General features: G+C 49.9%; 24 protein-coding genes and 1 pseudogene. 16 read left to right on the forward strand and 9 right to left on the reverse strand.

Annotated elements, in window-relative coordinates; all coding sequences use genetic code 11:
* Nucleotides 1–80: 80 nt before the first annotated feature.
* The 10 genes from O4H47_RS00320 (at nucleotide 81) to O4H47_RS00365 (ending at nucleotide 7,368) form a co-directional block, all read left to right on the forward strand.
* Nucleotides 81–386, forward strand: coding sequence for a hypothetical protein (locus O4H47_RS00320; RefSeq protein ID WP_269391935.1), 306 nt, complete (start codon nucleotides 81–83; stop codon nucleotides 384–386).
* Nucleotides 387–588: 202 nt separating this feature from the next.
* Entirely contained in the window at nucleotides 589–1,158 is a 570-nt protein-coding gene (locus O4H47_RS00325; RefSeq protein ID WP_269391936.1) for a J domain-containing protein, read from the forward strand.
* Nucleotides 1,151–2,494, forward strand: a complete 1,344-nt coding sequence (locus O4H47_RS00330; protein ID WP_269391937.1) for an AAA family ATPase — start codon at nucleotides 1,151–1,153, stop codon at nucleotides 2,492–2,494. The genes O4H47_RS00325 and O4H47_RS00330 overlap by 8 nt, the downstream gene beginning before the upstream one ends.
* On the forward strand, nucleotides 2,494–3,498 hold the full coding sequence (locus tag O4H47_RS00335) for a DUF5131 family protein (RefSeq protein WP_269391938.1): 1,005 nt from the start codon (nucleotides 2,494–2,496) through the stop codon (nucleotides 3,496–3,498). Before O4H47_RS00330 ends, O4H47_RS00335 begins: the two co-directional genes overlap by 1 nt.
* Before the next feature lie 48 nt (nucleotides 3,499–3,546).
* Nucleotides 3,547–4,149 (forward strand): hypothetical protein, encoded by a 603-nt coding sequence (locus tag O4H47_RS00340; protein ID WP_269391939.1) that lies wholly within the window; start codon nucleotides 3,547–3,549, stop codon nucleotides 4,147–4,149.
* Nucleotides 4,146–4,322, forward strand: a complete 177-nt coding sequence (locus O4H47_RS00345; RefSeq protein WP_269391940.1) for a hypothetical protein — start codon at nucleotides 4,146–4,148, stop codon at nucleotides 4,320–4,322. Before O4H47_RS00340 ends, O4H47_RS00345 begins: the two co-directional genes overlap by 4 nt.
* Nucleotides 4,315–4,743, forward strand: coding sequence for a hypothetical protein (locus O4H47_RS00350; protein ID WP_269391941.1), 429 nt, complete (start codon nucleotides 4,315–4,317; stop codon nucleotides 4,741–4,743). Before O4H47_RS00345 ends, O4H47_RS00350 begins: the two co-directional genes overlap by 8 nt.
* 1 nt (nucleotide 4,744) lies before the next feature.
* Nucleotides 4,745–5,005, forward strand: a complete 261-nt coding sequence (locus O4H47_RS00355; RefSeq protein WP_269391942.1) for a hypothetical protein — start codon at nucleotides 4,745–4,747, stop codon at nucleotides 5,003–5,005.
* A complete protein-coding gene (locus O4H47_RS00360; protein WP_269391943.1) occupies nucleotides 5,002–5,391 on the forward strand; it encodes a hypothetical protein in 390 nt (129 codons plus the stop codon). Before O4H47_RS00355 ends, O4H47_RS00360 begins: the two co-directional genes overlap by 4 nt.
* 486 nt (nucleotides 5,392–5,877) lie before the next feature.
* Complete coding sequence (locus O4H47_RS00365) at nucleotides 5,878–7,368, forward strand: ArnT family glycosyltransferase (protein WP_269391944.1); 1,491 nt, start codon at nucleotides 5,878–5,880, stop codon at nucleotides 7,366–7,368.
* Here the strand turns inward: O4H47_RS00365 and O4H47_RS00370 are convergent.
* On the reverse strand, nucleotides 7,362–8,273 hold the full coding sequence (locus O4H47_RS00370; RefSeq protein ID WP_269391945.1) for a helix-turn-helix domain-containing protein: 912 nt from the start codon (nucleotides 8,271–8,273) through the stop codon (nucleotides 7,362–7,364). The genes O4H47_RS00365 and O4H47_RS00370 overlap by 7 nt on opposite strands.
* 150 nt (nucleotides 8,274–8,423) lie before the next feature.
* On the opposite strand from O4H47_RS00370, the pseudogene O4H47_RS00375 reads away from it, so the two are divergent.
* The 4 genes and pseudogenes from O4H47_RS00375 to O4H47_RS00390 form a co-directional block, all read left to right on the forward strand.
* Nucleotides 8,424–8,888, forward strand: a pseudogene (locus O4H47_RS00375) (NuoB/complex I 20 kDa subunit family protein); the annotation flags it as partial.
* A gap of 69 nt (nucleotides 8,889–8,957) precedes the next feature.
* Nucleotides 8,958–10,481 (forward strand): ArnT family glycosyltransferase, encoded by a 1,524-nt coding sequence (locus O4H47_RS00380; RefSeq protein ID WP_269391946.1) that lies wholly within the window; start codon nucleotides 8,958–8,960, stop codon nucleotides 10,479–10,481.
* Nucleotides 10,481–11,254 carry an SDR family NAD(P)-dependent oxidoreductase gene (locus O4H47_RS00385; RefSeq protein WP_269391947.1) on the forward strand — a complete coding sequence of 258 codons (774 nt, stop codon included), beginning with the start codon at nucleotides 10,481–10,483 and terminating at the stop codon, nucleotides 11,252–11,254. The genes O4H47_RS00380 and O4H47_RS00385 overlap by 1 nt, the downstream gene beginning before the upstream one ends.
* An 89-nt stretch (nucleotides 11,255–11,343) precedes the next feature.
* On the forward strand, nucleotides 11,344–11,865 hold the full coding sequence (locus O4H47_RS00390; RefSeq protein ID WP_269391948.1) for a helix-turn-helix domain-containing protein: 522 nt from the start codon (nucleotides 11,344–11,346) through the stop codon (nucleotides 11,863–11,865).
* A 72-nt stretch (nucleotides 11,866–11,937) separates the two neighbouring features.
* Here O4H47_RS00390 and O4H47_RS00395 read toward each other — a convergent pair whose 3' ends face one another.
* The 7 genes from O4H47_RS00395 to O4H47_RS00425 form a co-directional block, all read right to left on the reverse strand.
* Entirely contained in the window at nucleotides 11,938–13,176 is a 1,239-nt protein-coding gene (locus tag O4H47_RS00395) for an SAM-dependent methyltransferase (RefSeq protein WP_269391949.1), read from the reverse strand.
* Nucleotides 13,177–13,369: 193 nt separating this feature from the next.
* Entirely contained in the window at nucleotides 13,370–15,160 is a 1,791-nt protein-coding gene (recJ, locus tag O4H47_RS00400) for a single-stranded-DNA-specific exonuclease RecJ (protein ID WP_269391950.1), read from the reverse strand.
* A 489-nt stretch (nucleotides 15,161–15,649) separates the two neighbouring features.
* The gene (locus O4H47_RS00405; protein WP_269391951.1) at nucleotides 15,650–16,531 is read right to left on the reverse strand and encodes a carbohydrate kinase family protein; all 882 of its coding nucleotides are present in this window, start codon (nucleotides 16,529–16,531) and stop codon (nucleotides 15,650–15,652) included.
* Nucleotides 16,532–16,607: 76 nt separating this feature from the next.
* Nucleotides 16,608–17,597: a class II fructose-bisphosphatase gene (glpX, locus tag O4H47_RS00410; protein ID WP_269391952.1), complete on the reverse strand. Its 990-nt coding sequence runs from the start codon at nucleotides 17,595–17,597 to the stop codon at nucleotides 16,608–16,610.
* A 70-nt stretch (nucleotides 17,598–17,667) separates the two neighbouring features.
* Nucleotides 17,668–19,017 (reverse strand): homoserine dehydrogenase, encoded by a 1,350-nt coding sequence (locus O4H47_RS00415; protein ID WP_269392807.1) that lies wholly within the window; start codon nucleotides 19,015–19,017, stop codon nucleotides 17,668–17,670.
* 294 nt (nucleotides 19,018–19,311) lie between these two features.
* A complete protein-coding gene (locus tag O4H47_RS00420) occupies nucleotides 19,312–21,489 on the reverse strand; it encodes an LTA synthase family protein (RefSeq protein ID WP_269391953.1) in 2,178 nt (725 codons plus the stop codon).
* 119 nt (nucleotides 21,490–21,608) lie between these two features.
* Entirely contained in the window at nucleotides 21,609–22,820 is a 1,212-nt protein-coding gene (locus O4H47_RS00425) for an LL-diaminopimelate aminotransferase (protein WP_269391954.1), read from the reverse strand.
* A 272-nt stretch (nucleotides 22,821–23,092) separates the two neighbouring features.
* Here O4H47_RS00425 and O4H47_RS00430 point away from each other — a divergent pair, with 272 nt between their 5' ends.
* Nucleotides 23,093–24,154, forward strand: coding sequence for a DUF2336 domain-containing protein (locus tag O4H47_RS00430; protein WP_269391955.1), 1,062 nt, complete (start codon nucleotides 23,093–23,095; stop codon nucleotides 24,152–24,154).
* A gap of 118 nt (nucleotides 24,155–24,272) precedes the next feature.
* A complete protein-coding gene (locus O4H47_RS00435) occupies nucleotides 24,273–24,812 on the forward strand; it encodes a MarR family winged helix-turn-helix transcriptional regulator (RefSeq protein WP_269391956.1) in 540 nt (179 codons plus the stop codon).
* Here O4H47_RS00435 and O4H47_RS00440 read toward each other — a convergent pair.
* Entirely contained in the window at nucleotides 24,809–25,495 is a 687-nt protein-coding gene (locus O4H47_RS00440) for a glyoxalase superfamily protein (RefSeq protein ID WP_269391957.1), read from the reverse strand. The two genes, O4H47_RS00435 and O4H47_RS00440, sit on opposite strands and share 4 nt — an antisense overlap.
* Nucleotides 25,496–25,574 lie beyond the last annotated feature (79 nt).

A 25,574-nucleotide genomic window follows, 5' to 3' on the forward strand; every position in this document is an offset into this window, starting at 1 on the left:
TCCTCGCCCCAAGTGCCCAATATGCGGCCACAAAACCAAGGGCCAGAAGGGCATGAAACAGCATTTAAAGGACGTACACGATGGGAAGTAATCTTTTCAAATCTGAGCACACGGACATCCCGGTGGAAGCAAGAATTGCGCGCGGACGTGAAATTGCCTCACGGTCGATCGACCAAGATGTCGAGGAAAAGAAGTTTGATGTCATCGCGCTTGAAAGCGTCGAGATTGATTATTCAACTCGCCTAGCTCAAATCGGGCGCGAAGTTGAGGCGTTGCAAAGCGAGCAAGCCAACCTTCACGGCAAACGCAAAGACAACCGCGTGCGGCTCCGTCTTCTAAAGCAGTCAATCCATGAAATGGAGATTGATCTGTTGGGGGATGAATGATGGCTGAAAAACTAAAGCCCGATAACTTCATCACAACGGTTTTTAGGGGCATGGCATTGTTGCTAACTTTTGGACCAATCCTCGCGTTCATCTATTGGGCAATCACTTGGCAGCCAATATTTCCTGCTTGGTGGGTTGGCTCTTGTCTGTTTTGTATTGGGATTTTCTTTGGCGCAATCAGACACAGAATGAGGGGGGGCGAATGACGGTCCCTTATCCACTGGCATGGCCAGAAAACCTGCCGCGCCACAGGTCGCCCACAACGTCGAAGTTTCGCACGTCACTTGCTGGTGCACTAGGCAACGTCAAAAAGTCCCTGAAAGACTTCTCGAACGATAGCGGCAAGTCCGTAAGTTCAATCGTGATCTCTTCAAACTCAAGCCTTGGCGAACAACGCCCTAAAGACGCTGGTGTGGCCGTATGGTTTGAGTGGGATAACCTACGCCTTTGCATTGCGGTCGACCGCTACCAAAAGGTCGAGGACAATTTGCAGGCCATTCACCACGTCCTAGAGGCCCGTCGCACAGAATTGCGGCATGGAACGCTTGCATTGCTTAGAGCATCCCTCAGTGGCCTGCAGGCGCTGCCCTCCCCCACAACCAAGCGCAGTTGGCGGCAAGTGTTTGGCTTTAGTGACGTGGCCACGATTTCAGAAAAGCGACTAAGTGAAGAATACCGTGAGTTGGCTAGGGAAAGTGGAGGCAATGAAGACAAACTCCGCGAGCTCAATGTTGCTCGTGATGAGGCTAGGAAGGAAATTCAGAATGTCTAAAAATGATCGATTTGGCAGCCCATTCGACCCGTCTTACCAAGGTCAAAACAAAATAACTCGACCACAGGAAATGTCAGAAAGGGAACAACATCGTCTTCGTGGGTGTGCCGATAAGAACTGCCCAGTTTGCAATCCAGAAAGTGCTGCGATTGGCACCGGTGGGGGCCAACGGCGCGCGCCAAGTTTTGCCGGATCGTATGCTGGTAGACGAGTTGAAGAGGAACTGCAACGAAGATTGTTTTTGGCCTTAACCGACACACTTTCAGCTTCAACCAAAATTAATGATAGCCCACCAACCAGCTACAAAGAAGCACGCAAAGAAGTCGAAGCTTACATTGTAGAAGCGCCAACCCAGTCCTTTGATGACATAGTTGGCAACGACGAAGCCCTTGCCTTGCTTAAAGATGCAATCACCGCTCCTGTGGAGCACAAGGATCTGTACGAGGCATATGGCATGTCCATGCCAAAGGGAGCATTGCTATCAGGACCGCCAGGTTGTGGTAAAACAATGTTCGCGCGTGCTGCCGCTTCTCAAATGAAAGAGCTTTACGGCGATAGCCAAGAGTTTATCTCAATTTCCGGCTCCGAACTGCAGTCAATGTATGTTGGGGAAACTGAAGGCCGCATCAAAGCCATTTTCACTTATGCCCGAGAGTATAAGAGATTTCACGATGTGCCTTTGCTCGTGTTTATGGACGAAGCGGAGGTGCTATTGCCGGATCGTACGGGCCGTGTGCGACGGCTCGCACCGTGGGAGGAGTCGCAGGTAGCGACCTTCCTCGCTGAAATGGATGGCATGCAGGAAAGTGGTGCATTTGTATTGCTGGCCACCAATCGCCCAGAGGTTATTGATCAAGCTGTACTACGCGATGGGCGCTGCGATTTTAAAATTGTTGTGAAGCGCCCAACTGTCGAAGCACTTGAAATCATTCTGCGCAAAAACTTCAAAGATGTGCTGGCTGCCGAACCAACAGAGGACTTGGTGTTCGCTGCTCTCGAAGCGTTTCAAGACCCGCACAAGGTGATTGCAGAAGCCCACGCAATTGGACTTGGTGCCGATGGGAAAGCCGCAGATTTTGGCGGGAAAAATTTCATGCTTGAACACATTGTCTCGGGCGCGATGGCCGCATCAGTCCCCGGCCGTGCAAAGCGCAGGGCTTTTGCACGCGACAAGGCTTCGGGCAAAGCCACCGGCATCACCACTGCCGACGTTCTATCGTCGGTAAACGAGCTCTTTGATGAGAACAAAGGCCTCGACCATTCGTTCGCCTTGGCCGATTTCAAGCGGGAATTTGAAACGGAAATCACCTCTAAGCGCAAGTCGAGGATGAATTAATGGCTGAGAACACCAAAATTGAATGGTGCGACCATTCTTGGAACCCTTGGGTTGGCTGTACCAAAGTCTCAGCCGCTTGCGATAACTGTTATGCAGAAGGCTGGGCAAAGCGGGCCGGACGACCTGTTTGGGGTCCGCACGCAGATCGTCAACGCACCAAAACGTGGGGATCTCCAATCAAGTGGAACAAAACGATTGAAGGCACTGGCAAACGCGAACGCGTATTTGTCGCCTCACTTGCAGACGTTTTTGACAACCACAAATCAATTTTGCCGGAATGGCGTGCTGAAATGTGGGAATTGATCAAGTCATGCACAAACCTCGATTTCCTTTTGCTGACCAAACGCCCGCAGAACATCGCGAAGTATCTGCCAGCAGATTGGGGAACGGGCTATCCAAATGTTTGGCTTGGAACGACTGTTGAGAACCAGACTGAGGCAGAGCGTCGTATACCACACCTATTGCGCGTCAACGCTGCTATCCATTTTCTCTCGTGCGAACCGCTGCAGAGCGAATTGTCACTGACCGAGATTGCTGGACTGTCGTCAGATGAGTATGGCGAGTTCCCGGTTTTCTTTGATGCGTTTTCGGGCAAAGCCTATGGAGAACATGGTGATGAACAAGCGTGCGGGCATTGGATTGATCCGGGCATTGACTGGGTAATCTCTGGCGGCGAAAGCGGACCAGGCGCGCGCCCTACCCATCCCGACTGGCACCGCTCGTTGCGCGACCAATGCGCAGAAGCTGGTGTGGCATTCTTCTTTAAGCAATGGGGCGAATGGGTTCCCGGTCACTACTCGATTTCGCAACACACAATGTTGCTTGACCCGTCGAACGGTCCCAAAAGCGGCATGGTGCTTGGTGAGCCACCTCATTCTCCAACCCATGTACATGATTGGGGCGACGGCTATATCGCTGCCAAGGTCGGTAAAAAGAAGGCTGGAAAGCTTCTTGATGGGGGAGTCTTCCATGAGTTCCCGGGGGTGGCCGAAATCAATGACTAAGTGCTGCATACCCTTCTGCGACCGCACCACCAAAAAGGATCATCCTGAGTGGGTTTGCGCGGTGCACTGGAAACCAGTGCCGCCGAAGTTGAAGGCATTAAACACGAGAAAACAAAACGCCGTGAACAAGGCAGAAGACGAAGCAACCGCGATACGCGAAAGTCAAAAGGTCTGGGCCAAGTGCAAGAGGATCGCAACAGAAAAGGCAATGGGAATATGACTGATATTACCAAGAAACGCCATGAGTTTATGGTCAGTGGATTGAAGGCTCAGCTCGAGACGTATTCGTTATTGGCCTCAAGAAGCGGCCGCTCGACCAACCTAATGAATATCCTTCGGCCGGACGATTGTGTTGTCTTCCCGAAGGTAGCTCAGCTGCGATGGTTCGAGAGAAGCTACGACCAATTCCTTGACCAGTCCAAAACTCTCCATCACTCGGCAAACTCAATTAGGTTGATCGCAATCCCTCCACACAACATCGACCTGATTTCACATGCGGCTGACCGTTCAAAAGTCGAAGGGAAGGTGTACTTCGACGACACCTGGTACGAAGCGCACGCTCAATGGGCAATTGGTTTGCTGGATAGTAGACCGGAAGCTATTTCCGCGAAGTTGAAACAAACACCTCCAACACAGCAGGAGTTTACATGAGCAAAATCCCTATCCAGGAGGCAACTTTAGAAGTCGAACAAGATGATATTGGCCAATGCTCCACGTGCCGAGAACTCGCTATCGATGGCGAGAAATATTGCAGCTATTGCAAAGATTATTGGGCCGATGTTGAGAATGGAATGTTTGATGATGAGAGTGGGATTAATGACTGAACCAGACTTCAAATTAGACCTTGGTGGGAATAAACCCCCGTTGGCTGTCGCATGGCGGGTTAAAGACTTCGCAGATGGGTGGATACTTTTCACCAATCCTATCTTAGCAAGTGATGAAGCTACATTGTCGAGCGGAAAACGCGAGGCTCTATACACTGCACAGGACGTTCAATCCGCCTACAACGCTGGCAAGGCTGAGAACGGGTGGGAGTTCGATGTAGACCAAGCCAAACGGGATGGAACTAAATATGACTTTTGGGTCGAAATGGAAAGCGGATTGAGGAGACGGTTCCAAGATTGTTACTGGTCCGATCTAGGAAACGATTGGAAGCTGAATGGTGAACACTACGCAAGTAGCTACCCGCTATATATGCGCATCCTCGCCTACCGCCTTATAGACCTTCCAAACGAGGTGAAGTGAGATGGGTGGAACACCAGCAACCCGTATCGAGTTTTACAACCGAGGCGGGGGAATGATCGATGCGCTTCGAGGCTATGTTGTGCCCCGCCAAGGTGAATATATCAACATCAATCAAGAGCAGTGGAAAGTGGCGTTTGTTTCATGGTGCGTAGACACAGAACGGCCGTGGGGCAAAGAACTTCGCGCAAATGTTGAGCTTGAAAAAGTGCCAAACGACGAAGTTGGCCCCGCCACTCCCAACACCAATGGAGAAAGCAAGTGACTGACGCGCCGATCACCGCAAATGTTGTCCGCTTCCCACGCTACAAAGTTTCACGCAAGAACACGTTCATCGTGATTGTCGGGGAGAACTATAATCTGGATGGAACTGCAGATATTCCAAAGCTCTATCGCGTTACGAAGATAACCAACCGCCGCATCTATGTGGAGGATGAAAAGCGCACTTTCTACAACAAGCATTCGTCACGGTTTCGGTTCTTTGATGACTACCAGCAAGCGGTCGCCCTTTTGGAAAAACTTGGCCATGAGCATCCAATTGAGCAAGCGGTTAATGGCTTCGTTGAGGCACGTTTTACCATGGCTGCAGCCAAAGCCGCCCTTCTGAAATCCGGTTGGGCCGAAAGCGATACGCAAGGGCAATTGCTGTAATGAGCCGCATCTCCATCCATCAACTCGAAGAATCGTTGCACGCATGCGCAGACTTAATTGCCGCGCATGGAGATTGCTATCTGCCGATTTTTGAGCGGTTGGAACGGGAGATAGAGAAGGCTCGCAACTCTGCAACGTCGCGAGATAGAGCGTTGCAGATGGCCAGACGGAACGATAAAGAAGACCGGTTTCATTTGTAGAATGTCGTTTTGATGCACTTTTTGATGCACTTTTATCAAAATAGAAGAACAAAATTTCTTCAAATTTCCTGAATAAGCCTCTGTAAAACAAGAGTTTTCTTTCATTCAATGAAAATAGCGTCTAGTCCCGTAGGGCGCACCAACTCTTTAAGAGTTTTGCGAAACAAGAAACCGGCCTTTATGGCCGGTTTTTTTGTGCGCGAATTTATACGACCGTATAGATTGCTACCAATAAAACCTGTAACCAATGTCCAACTATCTTGGCAGCGGATAAGGATAAACGGCAATGGAACGGCTTGTTCAAACGATTGTGCAAAAGCGCCTGTTGCCGCTTGTGCTTGTCGCGCTTGTTTTTATCGCTGCCAAAATCATTTTTGCACTGATAACGATCGTTGCGGCGGACGAAGCCTATTACTGGGTTTGGGGCGAAAATCTCGCCCTCTCCTATTTTGATCACCCGCCGTTAAACGCATGGCTCATTGGTCTCACGAGCATTTTTTTTGACAACAATGTATTTGCGATGCGTTTGCCGACGTTTCTAACGTTCGCTGGCACGCTTTACGTCTATTGGCTGTTTGCGTGTCGACTTTTCCCTAAAGCGCCTGAGAGAGCATTCTTACTTACAACAATTGGCTTTTTGGCGTCTCCAACTTTGTTTGCTTGGACGTCGATCGTTTATAACGACCATCTGCTCATCTTTTTGTCGTTGGCGGCCACATATGCGTTCGCCGACTATTTTAGCGCCTATTCAACAGATGAACGAACGTCAACAAAGCCGCTTTATGCTGGCGCTTTGCTTTTGGGCCTTGCCGCCTTATCAAAATACAATGCGGCATTCTTGGGCGTCAGCATTGCCGCGCTAGTCATTGCCCATCCTCGCCTGCGTACACTGTTGTTGCGCCCGCACATATTTGTTGCAGGTTTGCTTTGTGTGCTGATGCTTACCCCGGTATTGCTGTGGAACATCCAGCACGATTTTGCTTCGTTTGAATTGCATTTGGTGGACCGGTATGACCGACCGCTGTTCACTTCCTTCAAAGCCGACACCTTTATTCGTTATTTGGCGTCCACATTTATCTATTTTGGTCCGGTTTTGATGATTCCACTCGTCGCGATCTTTTTCAGGCAACGCGACCTTGATCAATTTGGCAACATGACCATCTGGATCGCACGCCTCATGATTGCATTTACGTTTGTGACTTTTACGGCCCTGTCGACCCGAGGTGCGGTACATTGGTACTGGGGCGCAATTGCCTACGCCTTGATGCTACCGTTTTTACCCATTTTGTTGAAGAATATGTGGCTATATGGCGTACACATCGTTCTTGGGCTAACTTTCGTTGTCTATGCGACCGTAAACTATAGCTACGCCCCAGTTGAGCTACTGCTTGGTGGACAAAGCTCTGAGGTAGCACGCGTTTATGGCTGGCCCGAAGCTGGCGAACTTGCGGTTCAGCTTGAACGTAAACATGGCCCAATTTACCTTGCTACAACCGGCTATCCAACCGCTGCCCAATTGGCGCACACACTTGATAGAACAGACATCTATGATCTTGACCCGCGCCCCTCACATTTTAGCTTTGTGGAACGCAAAGCCATCGCGCCCGGCGCCGACGCTGTCATTTTACATGATCAGTTTGGTAATTTAGAAGGAACCGCTGCTCGGTTTGAACGCTTCAGCAAAATTGAGACGTTTGTGTACACTGCTCATGGCGTTGATATAAATAAGTTTGAGTTCTATTTGGGTGAAGGCTTTATCTCCGATGGCGATCAATAATAGTCACGCAGCAAGCGATAGAACCAAAACCTCTCTTCATGATCGAACAAATCATCAAGCTGCTTAGGTGATAATCCCGTAATGCGCTTTACGTCGCGCCCAAGGTGCGATTGGTCTGCGTACCCGTTTTCGAACGCAATTTGCGAAATGCTAAAATCGTCTTGCCCACGTTTTTCCAAGTAGTTCTTGTACAGTTCTTCGCCGCGTCCGTGGGCGGCCAATTCTCGTTGTGTCAAACCTGTCCATTGTTTTATGCGCCGTTGCAATTGTCGCGTGCTGCGACCAACGCCCTTTGTGGCCAGTTGAGATAGGCTCCGGTTTGCCCAATCCACAAGTCCATTGGGCAAAATCGCATGGCTGGGTCGCCTTTGCGCCCAAATGGGCTCAAGTATATCCTGAAGCTTCAAGAACTCCTGCGTGGCGTCCTTATTTGCACCGAACAAATCAAAGCAGCACTGAAACTCACTTGAAAGCAGCTCGGTGGCGTCAATGTTTTTGTCCACAATGTCCTTTACGGATACGCCAGTGAGCGCAAACCACGCGTCGGGCAAGAACCCAACAGTAATCGCATAAACGTCGCCGTCGTTCCACGACAGGGTGGGCGCTGTGGTTGGCCCACTAACAGCAAATTTGGGAAAAGCCGGCCATAGCCGCGGATCTTTCTCATTTGGGTTGTCGGCCATCCGGCAAGTGCCTTCGATGATCCACGAAAGTGCACAGTATGGCGATGTTGAAAAATTGTTGTAACGATTCCCAGCAATCAGGTTTGCGCCTCTCGTATCGCGCACAATTCCAATGGGCATGCAAGACGCTAACTCTTGCCTTGGCAACAACAGCGCAGCACGCGCTCTCGAACGGATTTCTTGCGGAATTTCTTGTTCTGAAATCATGCTCACATCATTCATGTCGTATCTATTCTATACTGAATTGGCTGAAATATTGAATGTGCGGTTATCATTTAAAGGGATACCGACATGACTGACCAGCGTTTACTTTCACCTGATTTTGCGTCGCCAAAAAACCAATATCAAGCGCCCTTGCAAGACTTTTCGGATCACTTGGCGGACAAAGGACATTTGGTCACCAGTTCCGCCGCCTTGATCAATTGGGCGCGAACGGGCTCTCTTCATCTCCTCAGCTTTGGGTTGGCGTGTTGCGCCGTCGAAATGATGCAATTCCTTACGCCCCGCTATGACTTTGAACGGCTGGGCATGGCATTTCCGGGCACACCTCGCCAGGCGGACTTGATGATTGTGGCGGGCACCGTGACCAACAAGATGGCACCTGCTTTACGAAAAATATACGACCAAATGCCGGAACCGCGCTATGTGATTTCAATGGGTTCATGTGCCAATGGTGGTGGTTATTACCATTATTCATACTCCGTCGTGCGGGGGTGCGATCGGATTATACCTGTCGACATTTACGTTCCCGGCTGCCCACCAACTGCCGAAGCGCTGATGTATGCTGTGTTGTTGTTACAAAAAAAGATACGCAGCACCGGCACAATCGAGCGCTAGAGTGCACTAGCTCTATGGTTCAAAACGCCTTATAGAACAGCACCAACGTGGCGTTGTGTTGAGGCGAATATGGCAAAGTTGGAAAAACAGAGTGCGCTGACAAGAATTGCGCCGAGCGCGGGCCTGTCGCACCGCTTTATGGTCGCAGTGCTGATCTATTTTGCAGCTCTAAAACTGTTGGCCAGTTTTTCTATGCAGCCACTAGGTGACGAGGCTTACTATTGGCTTTGGGGCCAAAATATCTCGCTATCCTATTTCGATCATCCGGGGCTTGCGGGTTGGATGCTTGGTGCGACTGATGCCATTTTTGGCACATCACTCTTTGGGTTGCGCATTGCCTCGGTTCTAACGAGCATTGGCTCAGTTTGGTTCTTGTGGCTATACGCTAAGCGCATCCTGCCAGAACAGCGCAAAACAGTGTTTTTGTTCATCACCCTCATGGTTGCGGCTTCGCCAACGCTTTTTGTTTGGTCAACGCTTGTCTATCACGATCATTTGCTGATTTTTGTTGCACTCGCCGCCATGTATTTTTTTACCTGCTATTTGGGTGACGAAGCCAAGGATCGTACAGGACAATTGCATCATCTTTATTTGGGTGCATTGTTCTTGGGATTGGCGGGGCTGACCAAATATAGCGCCGTTTTCATGGGGCTAGCGGTTGCAATTCTGGTGTTGGCGCACCCCAAGTTGCGCGATTTGCTGTTGCGGCCACATATTTATATTGCGGGTGGTCTGAGCGCTGCAATGCAAGCGCCAACTCTAATTTGGAATCTAAATCGCGACTTTGCTTCTTTCGGATTTCACCTAAATGGCCGACATGATTCCCACTGGCTTTCACAGTTCAACCCGGACAGCTTTTTCAACTTTGTTTTGGTGACATTGTTGCTTTTCGGCCCGTTCCTAATTCCGCCTTTTGTTCGACTGTTCAGAACCAAAACTGAAGACAATTTCATTGGCATGGGCATTTGGATTGCGCGCCTTGTCACAGTCATGTCGACTAGCACTTTCATGTTCATCTCTTTGTTTTCGTTCACCCTTTGGTATTGGAGCGACCTTTCCTACATTTTGATGCTTGTGATGCTGCCCGTTCTAGCAATGCGCAAGTGGTTGGCAATTTCGCACATTTGGTTTGGTGTTATTGTCGCGACATTGGTGTGCTTTAACTACACTGTTGTGCCAATCGCCAATTTGATGGGGCAGCGCGATATTGAAGCGGGAACGGTTTATGGTTGGTCGGGTATTGCCGAGTTTGTTGCTGAAGCAGAGCAAGAGCATCAGCCAACCTTTTTGGCCGCTACGCGTTTTCAATCTGCTTCGCAGCTGTCTTTTGCCATGCAACGAACAGATATTACTGCGATTGAGGTGCGGCCCTCTCAATTTGATATTTGGGAGGATCGCAACAAAATCGCGGGCGGAACAGCGCTCATTTTGCAGGATGAATTTGGCCATTTAGAAGAAATGGAAAGTCGATTTGCTTCACTTGAAAAGGTGGGCGAATTTGAGGTTCAACAGTTTGGTTTTCCGCTTTTGAAATACGAATTATATCTGGGCACGAACTACAAACCGCGGGCCACAACGCTTGTGAAAGAATAATGGAAAAGAGCGCAAAACCAACAGCGTGGATCATTGGCGCGAGCTCTGGTTTGGGCGCATCACTTGCTGTTCGTTTGGCCAACGAAGGCTATCGGGTTGCCATTTCGGCAAGACGTGCTGAGCGGTTAGATGAATTAGCTGAGCAGCATACCGATCTGACCCCTTTCCCACTTGATGTGGCTGATCCCAATGCCGCCCAAAAATGCGCCACAGATGTGCTTGCGACATTTGAGCGATTGGATTTGGTGGTGTTTTGCGCCGTCCGCTCCAGCACAGACCAATCAGCCCATCTCAGTATGGCAAATGGCATGGCTGTTGGCCTGTTAGGGGCAACAGCTGCGTTGGAACCGGTGCTTGAGCATATGAAGGCGCGTAAGGCGGGGCATATCGCCTTGGTCGGATCGCCAGTTGGATTTCGTGCCTTGCCCGGTACTCGTTCGTATGGCGTGGTGAAATCGGCATTGCACTATTATGCGGAGTTGATGAAAATCGAGTTGGCGGCCCACAACATAGATGTGCAGCTGATTTTGCCCGGTTTCGTTGAAACAGAACTGACGCAAGGCAATACATTTCCCATGCCATTTTTGATGTCTGTTGATGAAGCCACTACGCGCATTTGGCGCGGCCTTGGCAAACCACGGCGGTTTTTGATTGCCTTTCCCAAACGTCTAATTTGGCCCATGAAACTGTTGGGTTTACTCCCTGTCTGGATTTATCAAGGTCTTTGGTCAAAACTGGCGCACCGAATAAAAGGCGAAAAGAAACGCGATTAGTCGTCGTCTGTCGTGTGCGTGTCGGGGCCATGACGTGGTGCAAACCGGCCCATCGACCTAGTCAGTTTGGGCGACAAATAGGAGCCAAGATGAGCATTATTGATAGACGCCTTGAGAGAGGTTGGACGCAGGAACAACTGGCTGAATTTACGGGCCTGAGCGCACGTACTGTCCAGAGAATTGAGGCTGGGAAACCGGCAAACCTTGAGTCCCTTAAATGCCTTGCGGCCGTTTTTGAAACCAATGTCGCTGAATTGATTGAGGAACAAAAGATGGCAATGAACACCGACACCAATCCTGCACCCGACTCCAAGACCTATTACGAATCTGAAGCAATAGATTATGTGAAGCGATTGAAGGAATTGTACAAACACGCAGTTGTCTTCATTGTGGTTTCACCCCTGCTTGTGTTGCTCAACTACTTTATCAGTCCAGGCATATGGTGGGTGATATTCGCCATTGCGCCGTGGGCTTTCGCGGTTTGTATGCACTTCCTAGCGGTCTTTGGATTTTTGAAGTTTTTGGGACCAGATTGGGAACAACGCCAGTTTCAAAAACGCATGCGTTCGCATGAGGTGGAAGAGTCAAAATCTAAGATGTTCAAAAAGTAGGGACGTCCCGGCACAAAGCCGGGACAAACTGGCACAAAGCCGGACGTTTCAGCCCACTTATCCCCGCCCCATTTAGTCGTTCCGGCGATACTGGTAAACGCCAACATCGATCATATTTTCAGCAAACCCAGCTTCGCAGTAACACAAATAGTAGATCCATTTTCGCTTGAACACTTCGTCAAAACCTAGCTTTTCAATTTGTGGCCAAGCCTCGATGAAATTCTCCCGCCAAATGCGCAATGTCTTTGCGTATGACTGGCCGAACAGCACTTTTTTTTCGAGTGTCAAACCAACAGCTTCGCCTTGTTCTTTCATGGCTTTTTCCGTCAGCAACATGCCGCCGGGGAAGATATAGCGCTGAATGAAATCGACGTTCTTCCGGTAAACTTCAAAATCAGTTTCGTTGATCGTGATCGCTTGGATCGCGGCGGTGCCGCCCAGTTTAAGGCGGTCATGCACTGTCTTGAAGTAGATAGGCCAATGGTCCTCGCCGACTGCTTCGATCATTTCAATTGAGCAAACATGATCGAATTGATGTTCCGTGTCCCGATAGTCCTCGATCACCAATTCGGTTAATCCGTCTAAGCCTTTGCTTTGCATACGATCTTTTGCAAACTTAAGCTGCTCGACAGATAGGGTAATCCCTTTCAGTTCGCCACTATAGTCTTTCGCCACTGTTTCAGCGAACGCGCCCCAACCGCACCCAATCTCTAGCACTGACGAGCCTTTTTCAATCCCAGCCATATCGGCGACAAGATGGTTCTTTGCCCATTGGGCGTCAGTAAGTGTTTGATTATCATCCGTATAATACGCGGACGAATAGACCATCGTCGGGTCAAGCCAGAGCGAGTAAAAGTCATTTCCCAAATCGTAGTGTTCGGAAATGTTCTTTTTCGCGCCCTCTTTGGTGTTCTGCCGCGACATGTGATAGGCCATATCGTGGGCTGCACGTTGGAAAAAATTCGGCTTTTTGCCGACCAATTGGTCCCTATTGATGAGGAAAAAGGTGAAAAGTTTCACCAGATCGTCAACCTCGATATCCTCGTTCATATAGGCGGAAGCAAAACCCACGGTGCCGCGCCGCGCCGCTTCACGCAGGACATTGAAGTTGTTGAGTTTGAGCGTGGCCCTTGGGCCGGCGTTCGTTTTGTCCCCCAGATTAATTGATTTCCCTGAAGGTAGAATCACTTTTAAGCAGCCGTGTTTGATGCTGCCAACGGAACGTTTACCCAACCAACCAACAAGACTTGAAGCAAGTTTTGACCACAATGAGCCTGAAGCGCTCGTCTGATCCAGTGCAAAGTCACTCATACCAATAATCCGGCGTAACTTGCTGATTCAAGGCACTCAAATATTGCGCTATACAGCGCAAAAGCCTCATGATCTGCAACGCCAAGGCCTCCCTAAATTACTAACTGAAGTTTAACGGGACTGCATTTTTCTTGCAAGCCCATTTCACAAGCCATTGATTTAGCGGTAACTTTGAGGTTCGGCGGGGCTAAGGCTAACCCATAGGTGCTGCATCCATAATCCTGAGCTGAACCTCTTCGCGCCCTTGCCAATGGTTTATTGATAACGTTCCAACCACATGAATCGGATCAGAATTTCTTGCTTCAAGTAAGAATTGACCAAGGGCCGTATCAGCTGCGCGAAAAGCAATGCCATTTATACGGGCGCGGTCTTGAGAGATAAGGCTGACTTTGACATGTCCACCAACGCCCACAATGTCAGAAAACGTTACCCGATGAGCCGGCAATGCGAACACGGGGCCAGGGTTACCCGAACCAAAAGGCCCTGCTTTTTCAACAGCGTGTAGAAAATCGATCGTGGCTCCGCGCGCGGTTAGGGCTGCATCGACTTTTAGTCCGCTGTCTTTTTGCGCCGACTGAACGTCATCTTCAAGCTTTTCGCTCATATAGCTTCGAAAGCCACCAATTTGCCCCTTACTGACCGAAATGCCCGCTGCCATGGCATGCCCACCACCTTTTGGTATCAAACCCTTTGAAACGGCTTCTAGCACTGCAGCACCAAGATCAACACCGGGGATCGATCGGCCAGACCCGGTTCCGCTTCCGTCCGGACGCTGGGCAATCGCAAACGCGGGCCGGTTAAACCGCTCTTTTAGGCGCGCCGCGACCAGCCCCACAACACCTTGATGCCAGTCGGGGGATGCAACAACGATAATGGGAGGCCCCTCGCCTTCGCCAATTTCAGCGTCAGCAACAGCTATTGCTTCATCTACCGCCTGTTTTTCGATCTGCTGGCGCTCAACGTTAAGTTGATCGAGTTGAGATGCCAAATGCATCGCGTCATGCTCGTCGCTGGTCGAAAGCAGTTTTGCGCCCAAACTCGCATCACCTATTCGTCCACCTGCATTTATGCGAGGACCAATTACAAATCCCAAATGATAGGGATTTAAAGGCCCGGAAACCCGCGCCGCCATCGCCAAGGCGGCAATTCCTATGTTTGAGCCTTTGCGCATGGTTTCAATGCCGCGCTGCACGAAGGCACGGTTTAGGCCTTTTAGGGGTACAACATCGCATACGGTGCCCAAGGCCACCAAGTCCGTCATACTCATCAAATCGGGTAGCGGTTTAACACCTGCGTCCCGCAGTCTGCGATTAAGGGCAACCAATACCATAAAGGTAACCCCAGCAGCGCAGAGGTGCCCCAACTGTGAAATATCATCAAGACGATTTGGGTTGACCAACCCATCGGCTCCGGGCAATTCGCCATCAACCATATGGTGGTCGATGACCAGTATATCGACCCCCTTCTTTTTTGCATGGGCGATTGGCCCGAGGCTGGTGGTGCCACAGTCTAGCGTTACGATCAAAGTTGCGCCGTCGTCGATCAATTGGTCGATTGCGCCATTGTTGGGGCCATAGCCTTCGAATATCCGGTCCGGGATATAAACCAGTGGGTCCAAGCCAACACCTGTGAGATAACGGGTGATCAACGCCACCGATGTGGCCCCATCAACGTCATAATCGCCAAAAAGCGCCACTTGTTCATTGTTTTGCACAGCGCACACCAAACGATCCACAAGCTCTTCCATGCCCGTCAGCATGGTCGGATCGGGCATCAGATCGCGCAATGTGGGGGTCAGGAACTGCTCAGCATTCTCAAGCGACACGCCACGGCCAGCCATGACCCGCGCAACGATTTCGCTGATTTGAAGCTGTTGGCTCATGGCCGTGGCGGCACGGGAAGCATTTTCGTCTAACCGATCCAGCCATTGACGACCAGAGACAGATTTTTCAACGCCGAGGAAGTGTTTGGTTCGCTGCAACATAGCTAAGTGCTAACGCGCAAACAGCAATTCGTCGAGCAAAAATCGAAACGGTAATCATTTCGGCCGGTTGGAAATACTAAAAATTGAATTTCTTACGTTTTACAATTATTTCATCAATTCAAAGCAACTATTACTCAATACAGTAATAAACAAAAACACAGAGATATAATAAAGGTTCCACGTAGTTTTAATCAAGCAAACCAAAGATCCAAACGAGTCACTTTAGGCCATACTATTTGGATCGCCTAGATTGCGATACTGTTTTCGTCTTGAACACGCGAATGCGGAGCGAGCAATCAGATAGTCATCCAACAGGCAGTTTGAAGTGATGCAACACTTCCCTCTGTCGTTTTACTCGCTGCTTTCTTCGTGATTATGCTGATGGCATATTGCTTTGAGCATAGGAAAACAGCTCCATTTTTATTAAAATGGCGCAATATTTGCGTCCGGTTGGCGGGGCACACTGTCCCGCCAATTGTACTAAGGGCGCTAGTCTATTAGTTCGCGGATCACTTGCACACTCATTTGCGTTGGCACGATGTCAAAGCTTTGAACGCATAGTTTTGATGCCGCTGCAGCAAATCGTCCTGATTGTTCCAACGTGCCCCCATTTTCCAGCTCATGCCAAAGGGCAACGCCGAATGTATCTCCGGCCCCATTTGCGTCTTTCACTTCAGCGTCTATGGCTTGAACGATAACCCGCTCAGCTTTCGTATGTAATACAGCCCCCTGCTTTCCTCTCGTCAACACCACCAATTCGATGCCGCGTTGAAGCAGTTGCTGCACAACGCTTGCCGGGTCAGATAATTGCTCGTCGGAAAGCTGCACAATATCCGCAACAACAATGAATTGTTCGTGCCATGGGTTTTCACCGTCATAGTCATGCAAATCCACATAGATTTTTGCCTCTACTTGCCGCAACAATGGCAAAATCGGGACGCTAGAGGCTGTGATATTGAGAAATATGGTGTCCGCCGCCTCAATATGTGGACGGAGTGCATCAACATCAATTTTAGGCGACGCAGACCCGTTTTCACGGAAGATTGAAATGCGCTGACCATCCTTGTCCATCAAATTGACATGCTGCGATGTTGGTGCATCATCCCAATCCAGAAGCAATTCGACACTTCTTTGCGCACAGGTCGAAATGAGTTTTTGCCCCTCCGCGTCTTTTCCCACGGCCAGATGCAACAATGGATCATAGCCAAGTTGTTTGAGCGCAAACGCTTTTCCGATACCTGTTGAACCCGCCCCTTCGACAAATTTAGCGTTTGCAATTGTCTGCGGTTTGCCGCTGGGCAATTGATCCAGATAGATCATAGTGTTCCAACTTGCGCCGCCGAGCACCAAAACGTTTTGAGGATTTGTCATATTCAGGTCCAAAAAAGTAAAAAGGGCAACCAAATGGCTGCCCTTTCCCAATATCAGAGTTTTAAAACAGTTTGAACTAGATGTCGCGCACGTGACGCGCTTTGATCCAACGCACTGTTTTGGACCACGAGCGCATAACAAGGGTCGAAGTTTCGAAATAGTTTGGCCGAATTTTCACGCCATCCAACAAAGAACCATCTGTTACACCCGTTGCGGCAAACAAAACGTCGCCTGACGCCAAATCATTCACTTCATAAACGCGCTCAGGGTCTTCAATGCCCAAACGTGCTGCACGCTCGCGTTTTTCAGCTGTGTCGAGCACCAAACGCGCCTGCATTTGACCGCCAACGCAGCGCAGAGCCGCTGCAGCCAAAACACCCTCAGGTGCGCCGCCAGTGCCCACATACATGTCAATTCCGGTTTCTTCGCGGTCTGTGGTGTGAATAACCCCTGCGATGTCGCCATCATTGATCAATTTGATGGAGGCGCCAATTTCGCGCAGTTCATCAATGATTTTTGCGTGACGCGGACGATCCAGCACACAAACGGTGACTTCAGATGGCTTGACGCCGCGTGCTTTGGCGATGGCATTCACGTTTTCAGTAACCGAACGATCAAGTTGCACAATGCCCGGCTCAAATCCTGGGCCAACAGCAATTTTGTCCATATAGACGTCGGGCGCATGCAAAAGGCCGCCGCGTTCCGCCATGGCCAACACGGCCAAAGAGTCATGTTGGTTCTTTGCGCAAAGCGTTGTGCCTTCCAACGGATCAACAGCAATATCAACTTTGGCACCTGTGCCTAGGCCAACTTCCTCGCCAATGAAAAGCATCGGCGCTTCGTCGCGCTCACCTTCGCCAATCACCACGCGGCCATCAACAGTAACTTTGCCCAGCTCTTCGCGCATGGCTTCAACAGCGGCGCGGTCAGCCGACTTTTCGTCACCCTTGCCGCGCCAATCAGCCGCTGCAATTGCTGCGTTTTCTGTAACGCGTACAATTTCAAGTGTAAGATTACGATCGACGATGGCCGGTTCGCTCAAAGCTGATTTAGCTGTTGTAGTCATAATTGACGCCTTTTATGTGTCTGTCCCCAAAACGGAAATATAATCGAAACATTGAAGTTACCAACGGCAACTAGAATCGCTCGATCCGTATAACTTGCGGTGTGCCAACGATAAAACCATCTTGTGCGACGCGGTCCAATGTCTGGCGCACAGATTCTTCCATCGTTTCTTGAGTGATCAAAACCACTGTCCGAGTTGCCACATCACCCGCCTCAGGATCATTAACAACTAAATCTGGACGTTGGATGACGCTTTCCAGCGAAATATCACTCTCACCCATACGCGACGCTATAGCAGCTAGCGCGCCTGGAATGTCCCTAGCATTTAGTCGTATAAAATAGCCACCCTCATGCGCGCGCATGCGTGCCTTTTTGTATGGCGCCAACTCGTCGACCGGCATGCCCAGCGGCGGAACAAGCGTGCCACGCGCGCTGTCGAATATGTCCGCGAGCACCGATGCAGCTGTTGCTTCGCCGCCAGCGCCGGGCCCAGCCATCAATAGTTCTTGCACGTGGTTTGTTTCCAAGGCAATCGCGTTCATCACGCCGTCAATGCCTGCAATCGTTGACGATTTTGGAATAAGAGTTGGGTGCACGCGCTGTTCAATACCATCAGGCGTGCGCTGCGCAACGCCAAGCAATTTGATGTTAAAACCAAGATCGTCTGCTACTTTGATGTCTGCTTGATCGATCCGTGTGATACCTTCGACGAACATTTCGTCAGCCGCAATTTCTGTACCAAAACAAAGGCTTGTGAGAATTGCGAGTTTATGCGCGGTGTCGTTGCCTTCAATATCAAAAGTTGGGTCCGCTTCCGCATATCCCAATTCCTGCGCATCTTTCAAACAAGCAGCAAATGAAATCTCTTCATTGGACATGCGGGTCAGAATGTAATTGCAGGTGCCGTTCATAATGCCGTAAACGCGCTGAACGCGGGCGAGGCCAAGCCCTTCGCGCAAGGTTTTGATAACGGGAATGCCACCGGCAACCGCCGCTTCAAAACTAAAGGATGTATTGTGCTTTTCTGCCAAACGCGCAATTTCAACACCATGCTTGGCGATCAACGCTTTGTTGGCCGTGACAACGGGAATACCCGCTTCAAGCGCTGCGCGAATGCTGGCCAACGCCGGACCGTCTTCGCCCCCCATCAGTTCAACATAAAGATCGATAGAATCGGACTTTGCCAGTTGCACGGGATCATCAAACCATTCGACCGCGCTCAAATCGACACCACGATCGCGCGAACGCGAGCGAGCGCAAACCGCTGTGACTTCAATGTCGCGGCCAAAGCGCTTTTGCACAACATCTTGTTGACCCTGCAGCATATTCACCAAAGCGGCGCCAACGGTACCAACCCCTGCAACCCCAATGCGAATAGGCGCGCCTGCATTCGAATCTGCTTTTTCGATTTCTTTAATCATGTCGACTATCTTATTTCGTGTTTCAGCGCGCGGCTCACGGCCTTCGCGCAAGTTAAATACAAACTGGGGATCTGATGCGAGTTCACGGCCAAAGCGCGTCGCTGTCCAATTGTAGCGCTCCAAAAAGCGCTCAACTCGCGTTCGAAACTGTTCTAACTCTGTCATTGGCGATCAGACTTGCTCGGCTGTTGTAGGTGATCATTTTTGCTCGCGCACTTAAATAGGAAAAGTCCTATTCGTCAACAGGCAACTAACGATATGTACGGCGGGATCTGCAGTAGACGTGCAAGATGGCTAGTTTATCACTGATAATGTCGCGTTGTGGACAATGAACATAGTTGGTCGGTCAGCATCAACCAACCGCACACGCACTTCAACATCGCCTACCGCCCTATCGAAATGATGTTCGATGAGGATTGGCGTGTTCTCATCTATCAGCAAATCGAAATTGTTCTCAAAATGTGTTGTGAACTGGCCCTCGTCCTGACTTACAATGTCCACATGAACTGTTGCAGCGGCAGCAGAGGTAAGCTCCAGAGCCGCTTTGAAGGTCAAACTGCCCCCTGATTGGACATCAATATACTGGCAACAAATCAGATATGGCTCGTCATCAGTTATCTCAACAAGGCTGTTTGCGGGCATCAACTCCAATTGGAAATCATCGACGCCTTGATTAGTTAGGATTGCAAGTGCGGCAGCTTTTCTGTTCATTGATGTTGTCGTGCCAACTTGGCGCAAATCGCCCATTTTACCGTCAACGCGCTGGAAGGATTGGCAATGATCTTCGTCTAACTGGCATATATCGATGCTATCATTTGAGATTCCATAGGTGAAATTGCCGATACTGTTGAACGCATAGATGGTTCTCGTTTCAACATATTGTCTAAACGCACTGCGTCCGCCAAAGTTTTGAGCTGTTTCTAGCCCGACAAAATCGGCCACCGAAATCGGTAGATCGGTTTGCCCCGCCACCGATTCAATTAGCCTTGGCTGTATCCATTGCGGCGCTACAAGGGCAAACAGGCCCCAATTTCGTGCTAATTCAGCAACGGCGCTTGCCGCAGGCCCGACCAAGCCACCAGATTCATCGCTGACAACGATAACCAATGTATTCGCCAACAGCCCTTTGCGCTCCAGTCCTTCTACAAATTCATTGAAAGCAACGTCCAAATATTCAAACGATCTGATTTTTGGGTCGTCATTGCCCGCAAATGAGCTGGGTACAATATCAAATGGATGGTGTGTGCCAACGTTGAGCACTGTTAGGAACCACGGCTGTTCACCCTTTGAAAGGCTTTCAACGCGCTCTTGGGCCTTGGAAAACAACACGTGATCATCAACGCCCCAAGCGCTACCAATGTCTTTGGCACTAAATGAAGCAGCGCCATACAGTGTCTGGAATCCTGTCAGGGGAAGCGATTGGTCCTTTTTTGAAAAAGAAAGTGGCGCAGCTTGCAAGTATTCCGTCACGTAGCCTGCATCAGCCAAACGTCGTGGCAAGCAGTCCAATTCCTGACCGCGAGTGGCAGCAACTTCCAATTTTGGTGTGGCAGAAGAGAATCTTGGCAACTGGCCACACAATAATGCGTATGTGCCACGTGTCGTCTGACGTTGATGAGCGAAGAATTGGCTAAAAACCGCACCTTTGCGTACAAACTGATCGACATTGGTCATTTTTACGTTGCTGTTAAGCCCTTGTGTTTCCACAACACTGGGCAGGTAAGCTGCGGACGCGCTTTCCAAAACCACCATCAAAATATTTGGTTTTTCCAGTGGCAGATCTAGCCAGAGAGCTCCCGATGCATCAGCACTAAGTTCTTGTTTCAACCGCATAATTTCAGTGGAAAAATCGGCTTTACTGTCGTCTTTGAACCTGTTCTTAAGCATGGCGATCGCGCTACGTGCATTTTGATTTAAAAAGCCAGACGTGCGCCAATCCGCCAAGTCATCATTTGAAGGCAAAAGGGCGAAAGCCAGCCACCCAACCAAACCGCAAATGGAGAAAACACGCACTAATGCACTGCCTGATATGCCGCGTATGGCAAAACCAACAATGAACACCAAACCGATTGCAGCAAAGAACAGTTCCGGATTGTGTAGCTTGGTTGCAGAGCCCCAAAAGAAGGTCTGATCTGCCATATAGCCGATTTGTGAGAACTCAAGCGCCCTGCCAAACACCCAGGCAAATTCCGCATTGGCCACCTGCACCAACAGATGTAGTCCAAACAATACAACTGCTATGGCTGCGCCCCATCGAGGGATACCCCAAACAGCGATGAGCAAAAGTGCGGATACCAGCGCAACGTCGATCGCAATGCCTTTAAGGTCAGCAACACCAAATCCGATGGTCGTAATCGGATCAAATAGAGACAAACGCAGCGCAAGCGGCAGCACAAATAGTGCAAAAATGCTCGTAATTACGAAAATAATGTAGCGCCACATCGGGGCTTTGTCGGTAGTAAACTCAGTCATTAAAGTTGAAAAACACCGCCGCTTGTTTTCGCGGCGATGCTCCTATTACACAAAACTCTGAGAGTTGGAGCCCTGCTTGCTTTAGTTGAAACAAAAAGGGCATTTGATCATCTCTCGGATTATTTACTCATGGGCACAACATTAGACCCTTTTTCATGGTCTGCCATAAACTTCTTGATGCTGCGCGCCGCTTGGCGGATGCGTTGTTCGTTTTCCACCAGCGCGATACGCACGTAGTTGTCGCCATATTCACCGAAACCGAGCCCGGGTGCAACTGCCACGTCGGCTTCCTGAATAAGCATTTTAGCAAATTCAACTGAACCAAGGTGCGCAAATTTGTCCGGGATTGGTGTCCAAGCGAACATGGTGGCTGGTGGTGGGGTAACATCCCACCCTGCCCGCGCAAAACTGTCAACAAGCACGTCGCGGCGATGCTTATAGATTTTGCGCACTTCGGCAACGCAGTCATCTGGTCCGTTCAGTGCCGCTGCTGCAGCGACCTGAATTGGCGTGAAAGCGCCGTAGTCCAAATAGGATTTCACCCGCTTCAGCGCTTTGATCAAACGCTCGTTGCCAACAGCAAAACCCATGCGCCAGCCCGGCATGGAGAAGGTTTTGGACATGGACGTGAATTCAACTGCAATGTCCATCGCACCTGGCACTTCCAAAATCGAAGGCGGTGGTGTGTCATCGAAATAGATTTCCGAATAAGCCAAATCGGACAAGATGAAGATCTCGTGCTTTTTACAATATTCAACCACCCGTTTGTAGAAATCCAAATCCGCTACATAAGCAGTTGGGTTGGACGGATAGTTCAAAATCAAAGCGATTGGCTTTGGAATTGAATGGCGCACCGAGCGATCCAGCGCTTCGAAGAAATGCTCGTTTGGTTCTGCCGGCATAGAGCGCACAACGCCGCCTGACATGATGAACCCGAACGAGTGAATAGGATAAGTTGGGTTTGGTACCAGCACAACATCACCGGGCGCGGTGATGGCGGAGGCCATGTTGGCAAAACCTTCTTTTGAGCCAAGCGTTGCAACAACTTGCGTGTCCGGGTCCAACTTTACGCCAAAACGACGACCATAATAGGAAGCTTGTGCCTTACGCAGACCGGGAATGCCTTGTGAAGCTGAATAGCGGTGGGTACGTGGGTCCATCACCGTTTCTTGCAGTTTCTCAACAATATGCTTTGGTGTTGGCAAGTCGGGATTGCCCATACCCAGATCGATAATGTCCGTTCCCGCCGCTCGCGCCGCCGCCTTGATCGGATTGATATGTTCAAACACGTAAGGGGGTAGTCTGCGGATGCGGTGAAATTCTTCGGTCATTGTCTCTCTTTCGACCTCTAATAGGGTTGTGGTGGTGCCCAATGCACCAGCGCAATCAGCGCTATACCATCTATTATGAATAAATGTGGTTTTTAAAAGAATAATCTGTACCCAGCTTTGCAAAAATCGGGCTTGTTGGCCCCTCGCTTTTTTATCAGGTTTTCGTTCGCAGCGCTGTTTGGGTAAAATTTTATGAAAATGCGCTGGGTGCGCACGACAAAGTTTCAAACCATTTTTAGGATGATGGGCCGCAACAATCGGATTGGTGGCAAATGGAACTTCTCAGCAAAGTCAGCTCAGCGCAGGATAATAGCGAACGGCGACAACTTGCGCGTGAAGTTGTAAACTTGTTTTTTCACGCAGGTCAGGACACAACGCAAAATCAACGTGATGCGTTTGGTGATGTGCTTTGCCGGCTGTTGAGCGACATGGCGCAAAGCATGCGCATTGATTTAGCGAATAAAGTGAGCGCGCAAAGCGGCGCCCCGACAAAGCTCGTCAAGGCATTGGCGGTTTCAGAGGCAGAAGTAGCCCAGCCTGTGCTCACCCGTTCACCGCAATTAAAAGATGATGATTTGATTGAAGTGGCCAACACGGCAACCACACAACATCGGCTGGCGATCTCTAAACGAGAGCATTTGCCAGAATGCGTTACAGATAGCCTTATTCAGTTTGAAGAAAATATTGTGATGCAGTCAGTGGCCGCCAACGAGACGGCGCGCATATCGGACAATGGTTTTTCAACCCTTGCGCGCAATAGCGGCAGCGATGAACAAATCATGCACGCATTGATCAACCGCGAGGACCTGCCCCCGAAAACAGCGCAACATATTTTGAGCAACGTGGATGCGAAAGGCAAAGCCGTTTTGGAGAAGCTGGTGATTAGCGATAGCACCCTGCTTAAGCGCCTTATCAACAAGTCCAAACGCCTTTCGTCGGAAGGCAATGCTGATGAAAACCCAGATAGGGTCGAAACTCTGGCGCTCATCCAGCAAATTGAGGGTAATTATCGAACGCTAGAGCAAACTGTCCAACTGCTTGCAAGCCAATCACGGCTTAAATCTATTGCAACTGTATTGGCGGTTGTCTCTACCCTGCCCGAAGACAAAGTGAACAGGGGTATTATCAATATCAATGGCGACTTCTTGGCTTTAATCGCCCGCGCGTTGGAGCTGTCTTTTCGGGCCTATTGCGAAATCGACGCTCTAAGAGCAGCGCAGCTTCGCATTCCCCGTGTTTCAACGGAAAAGCTCCATAAGCAATATGAACAACTTGATCCCGATCATGCCCGCTCCACCCTGCGCATGGTCAATGTGATCGTAAAAGTCAGCTAACGCGGCTCACCACCCTTCACTAAATTGTGGATCACGCATACTTCACGCCCTTTGCGATTGACGCCAAGGGTTTGCGGCCTATTAGTGCGCAAAACGAACATTTTGTTGTGGACCAAACATGCAGCACGCGCAAACACTTGAGACAATTCACCGGCTCACCCATCGGCATTGGATGAAGAGCGCTGGGGCGCTGGGTTTAAGCTACTCTGAATTTGAATATCTAAGTGCAATCTACGAACAAGCCGTGTTGAGTGAAACAACCGACCACCACGGTCAACACCTGCATGACATTGTTACCGCCATGGGCGTCAATAAAGCTTCGGCCAGCGCCATGATGGACAAACTTGAAAAACGCAAATTGGTTCGCGTGAAACCCTGTAAGCGCGACGCACGCGCGAAGCACTTTTTGCTGAGCAAAAAGGGTGAAGAACTGCGGGTTATCGGCAAATCAGCTTATGAGCTGTTAGCCAGCGTACTTGAGGCGGACATACTGGCCATCTTGAGCCCTGCACCTGTTCAAACAGTCGCAGCGTTAGAGCATATGCCAGATGCGCCAAAAGAAGAAAAGAAACCGCGTGCGAAGAAAAAGGCTGAGCCAAAACCAAAAGAGCCCGCCGAACAAGCCGACGCACTCCCGCAGCTAAGCTTGTTTGGCTAGTTGAAACCTAGATTTTGTGGATCATCTCCACCATATGGTCGACCGCCGGAAATGGGGATGTCTTTTTCCACTTTCTCAAAGGTGATGTTGCGGAATTTAGCGGCGCCTTTTCCCGACAACATAAGCCCAAAGTTGACTATGTCCGCGCCACTGGGGACATCTAAAAACAGCTCTAATAGTGTCCAATCGTTTGTGCCCTCAAGGGCGCGATAAGGCGGTACATCCACCATATTGTCGAACGCCAATGTGCTTCTGGGTTTACCATCCACACGAATCCACAAGCTAGCCGGACCGCTTTCAATTGTCGCGACTTCGGCTGTCAGCTTCACATGAAAGTCCAAATAGGTTTTGGCATCAACAAATTGCATTAGCGAGGCGAAAACGTTGGGTCGGTTTTCTACACACTGGATAATCAACTCATTGGTTGGCTGCGTGTTATCAAGTTGAACGCTATAGCAATCAAGATGCTCGCGCCCAATGAACGACCATCCATTAGGTATTTCGTTGTTGCGTTGTTCGTTGGGCGTTTTGTCCAACTTCGCACTTAGATGGTTCCAACTTTTTTCGCCTAAAGTCTCGGCTAGTAGTTCGAGCGATTGGGCGTGCGAGAGTTCAAGGTTTCGGATGGACAGCGCTTTGCGCAGGGCCTTTGCGTAGCCCTTAATCTGCTTTTCAGTAAACATGTTCGCCTCATTTGTGACGATCTAAAGCCAGTTTGGGCGTTGCCAGCAGATCGTCGCAATGTTGACGATTTGCATTTTT

This window comes from Maritalea porphyrae (genome assembly GCF_027213965.1).
Classification (GTDB): Bacteria; Pseudomonadota; Alphaproteobacteria; order Rhizobiales; family Devosiaceae; genus Maritalea; species Maritalea porphyrae_A.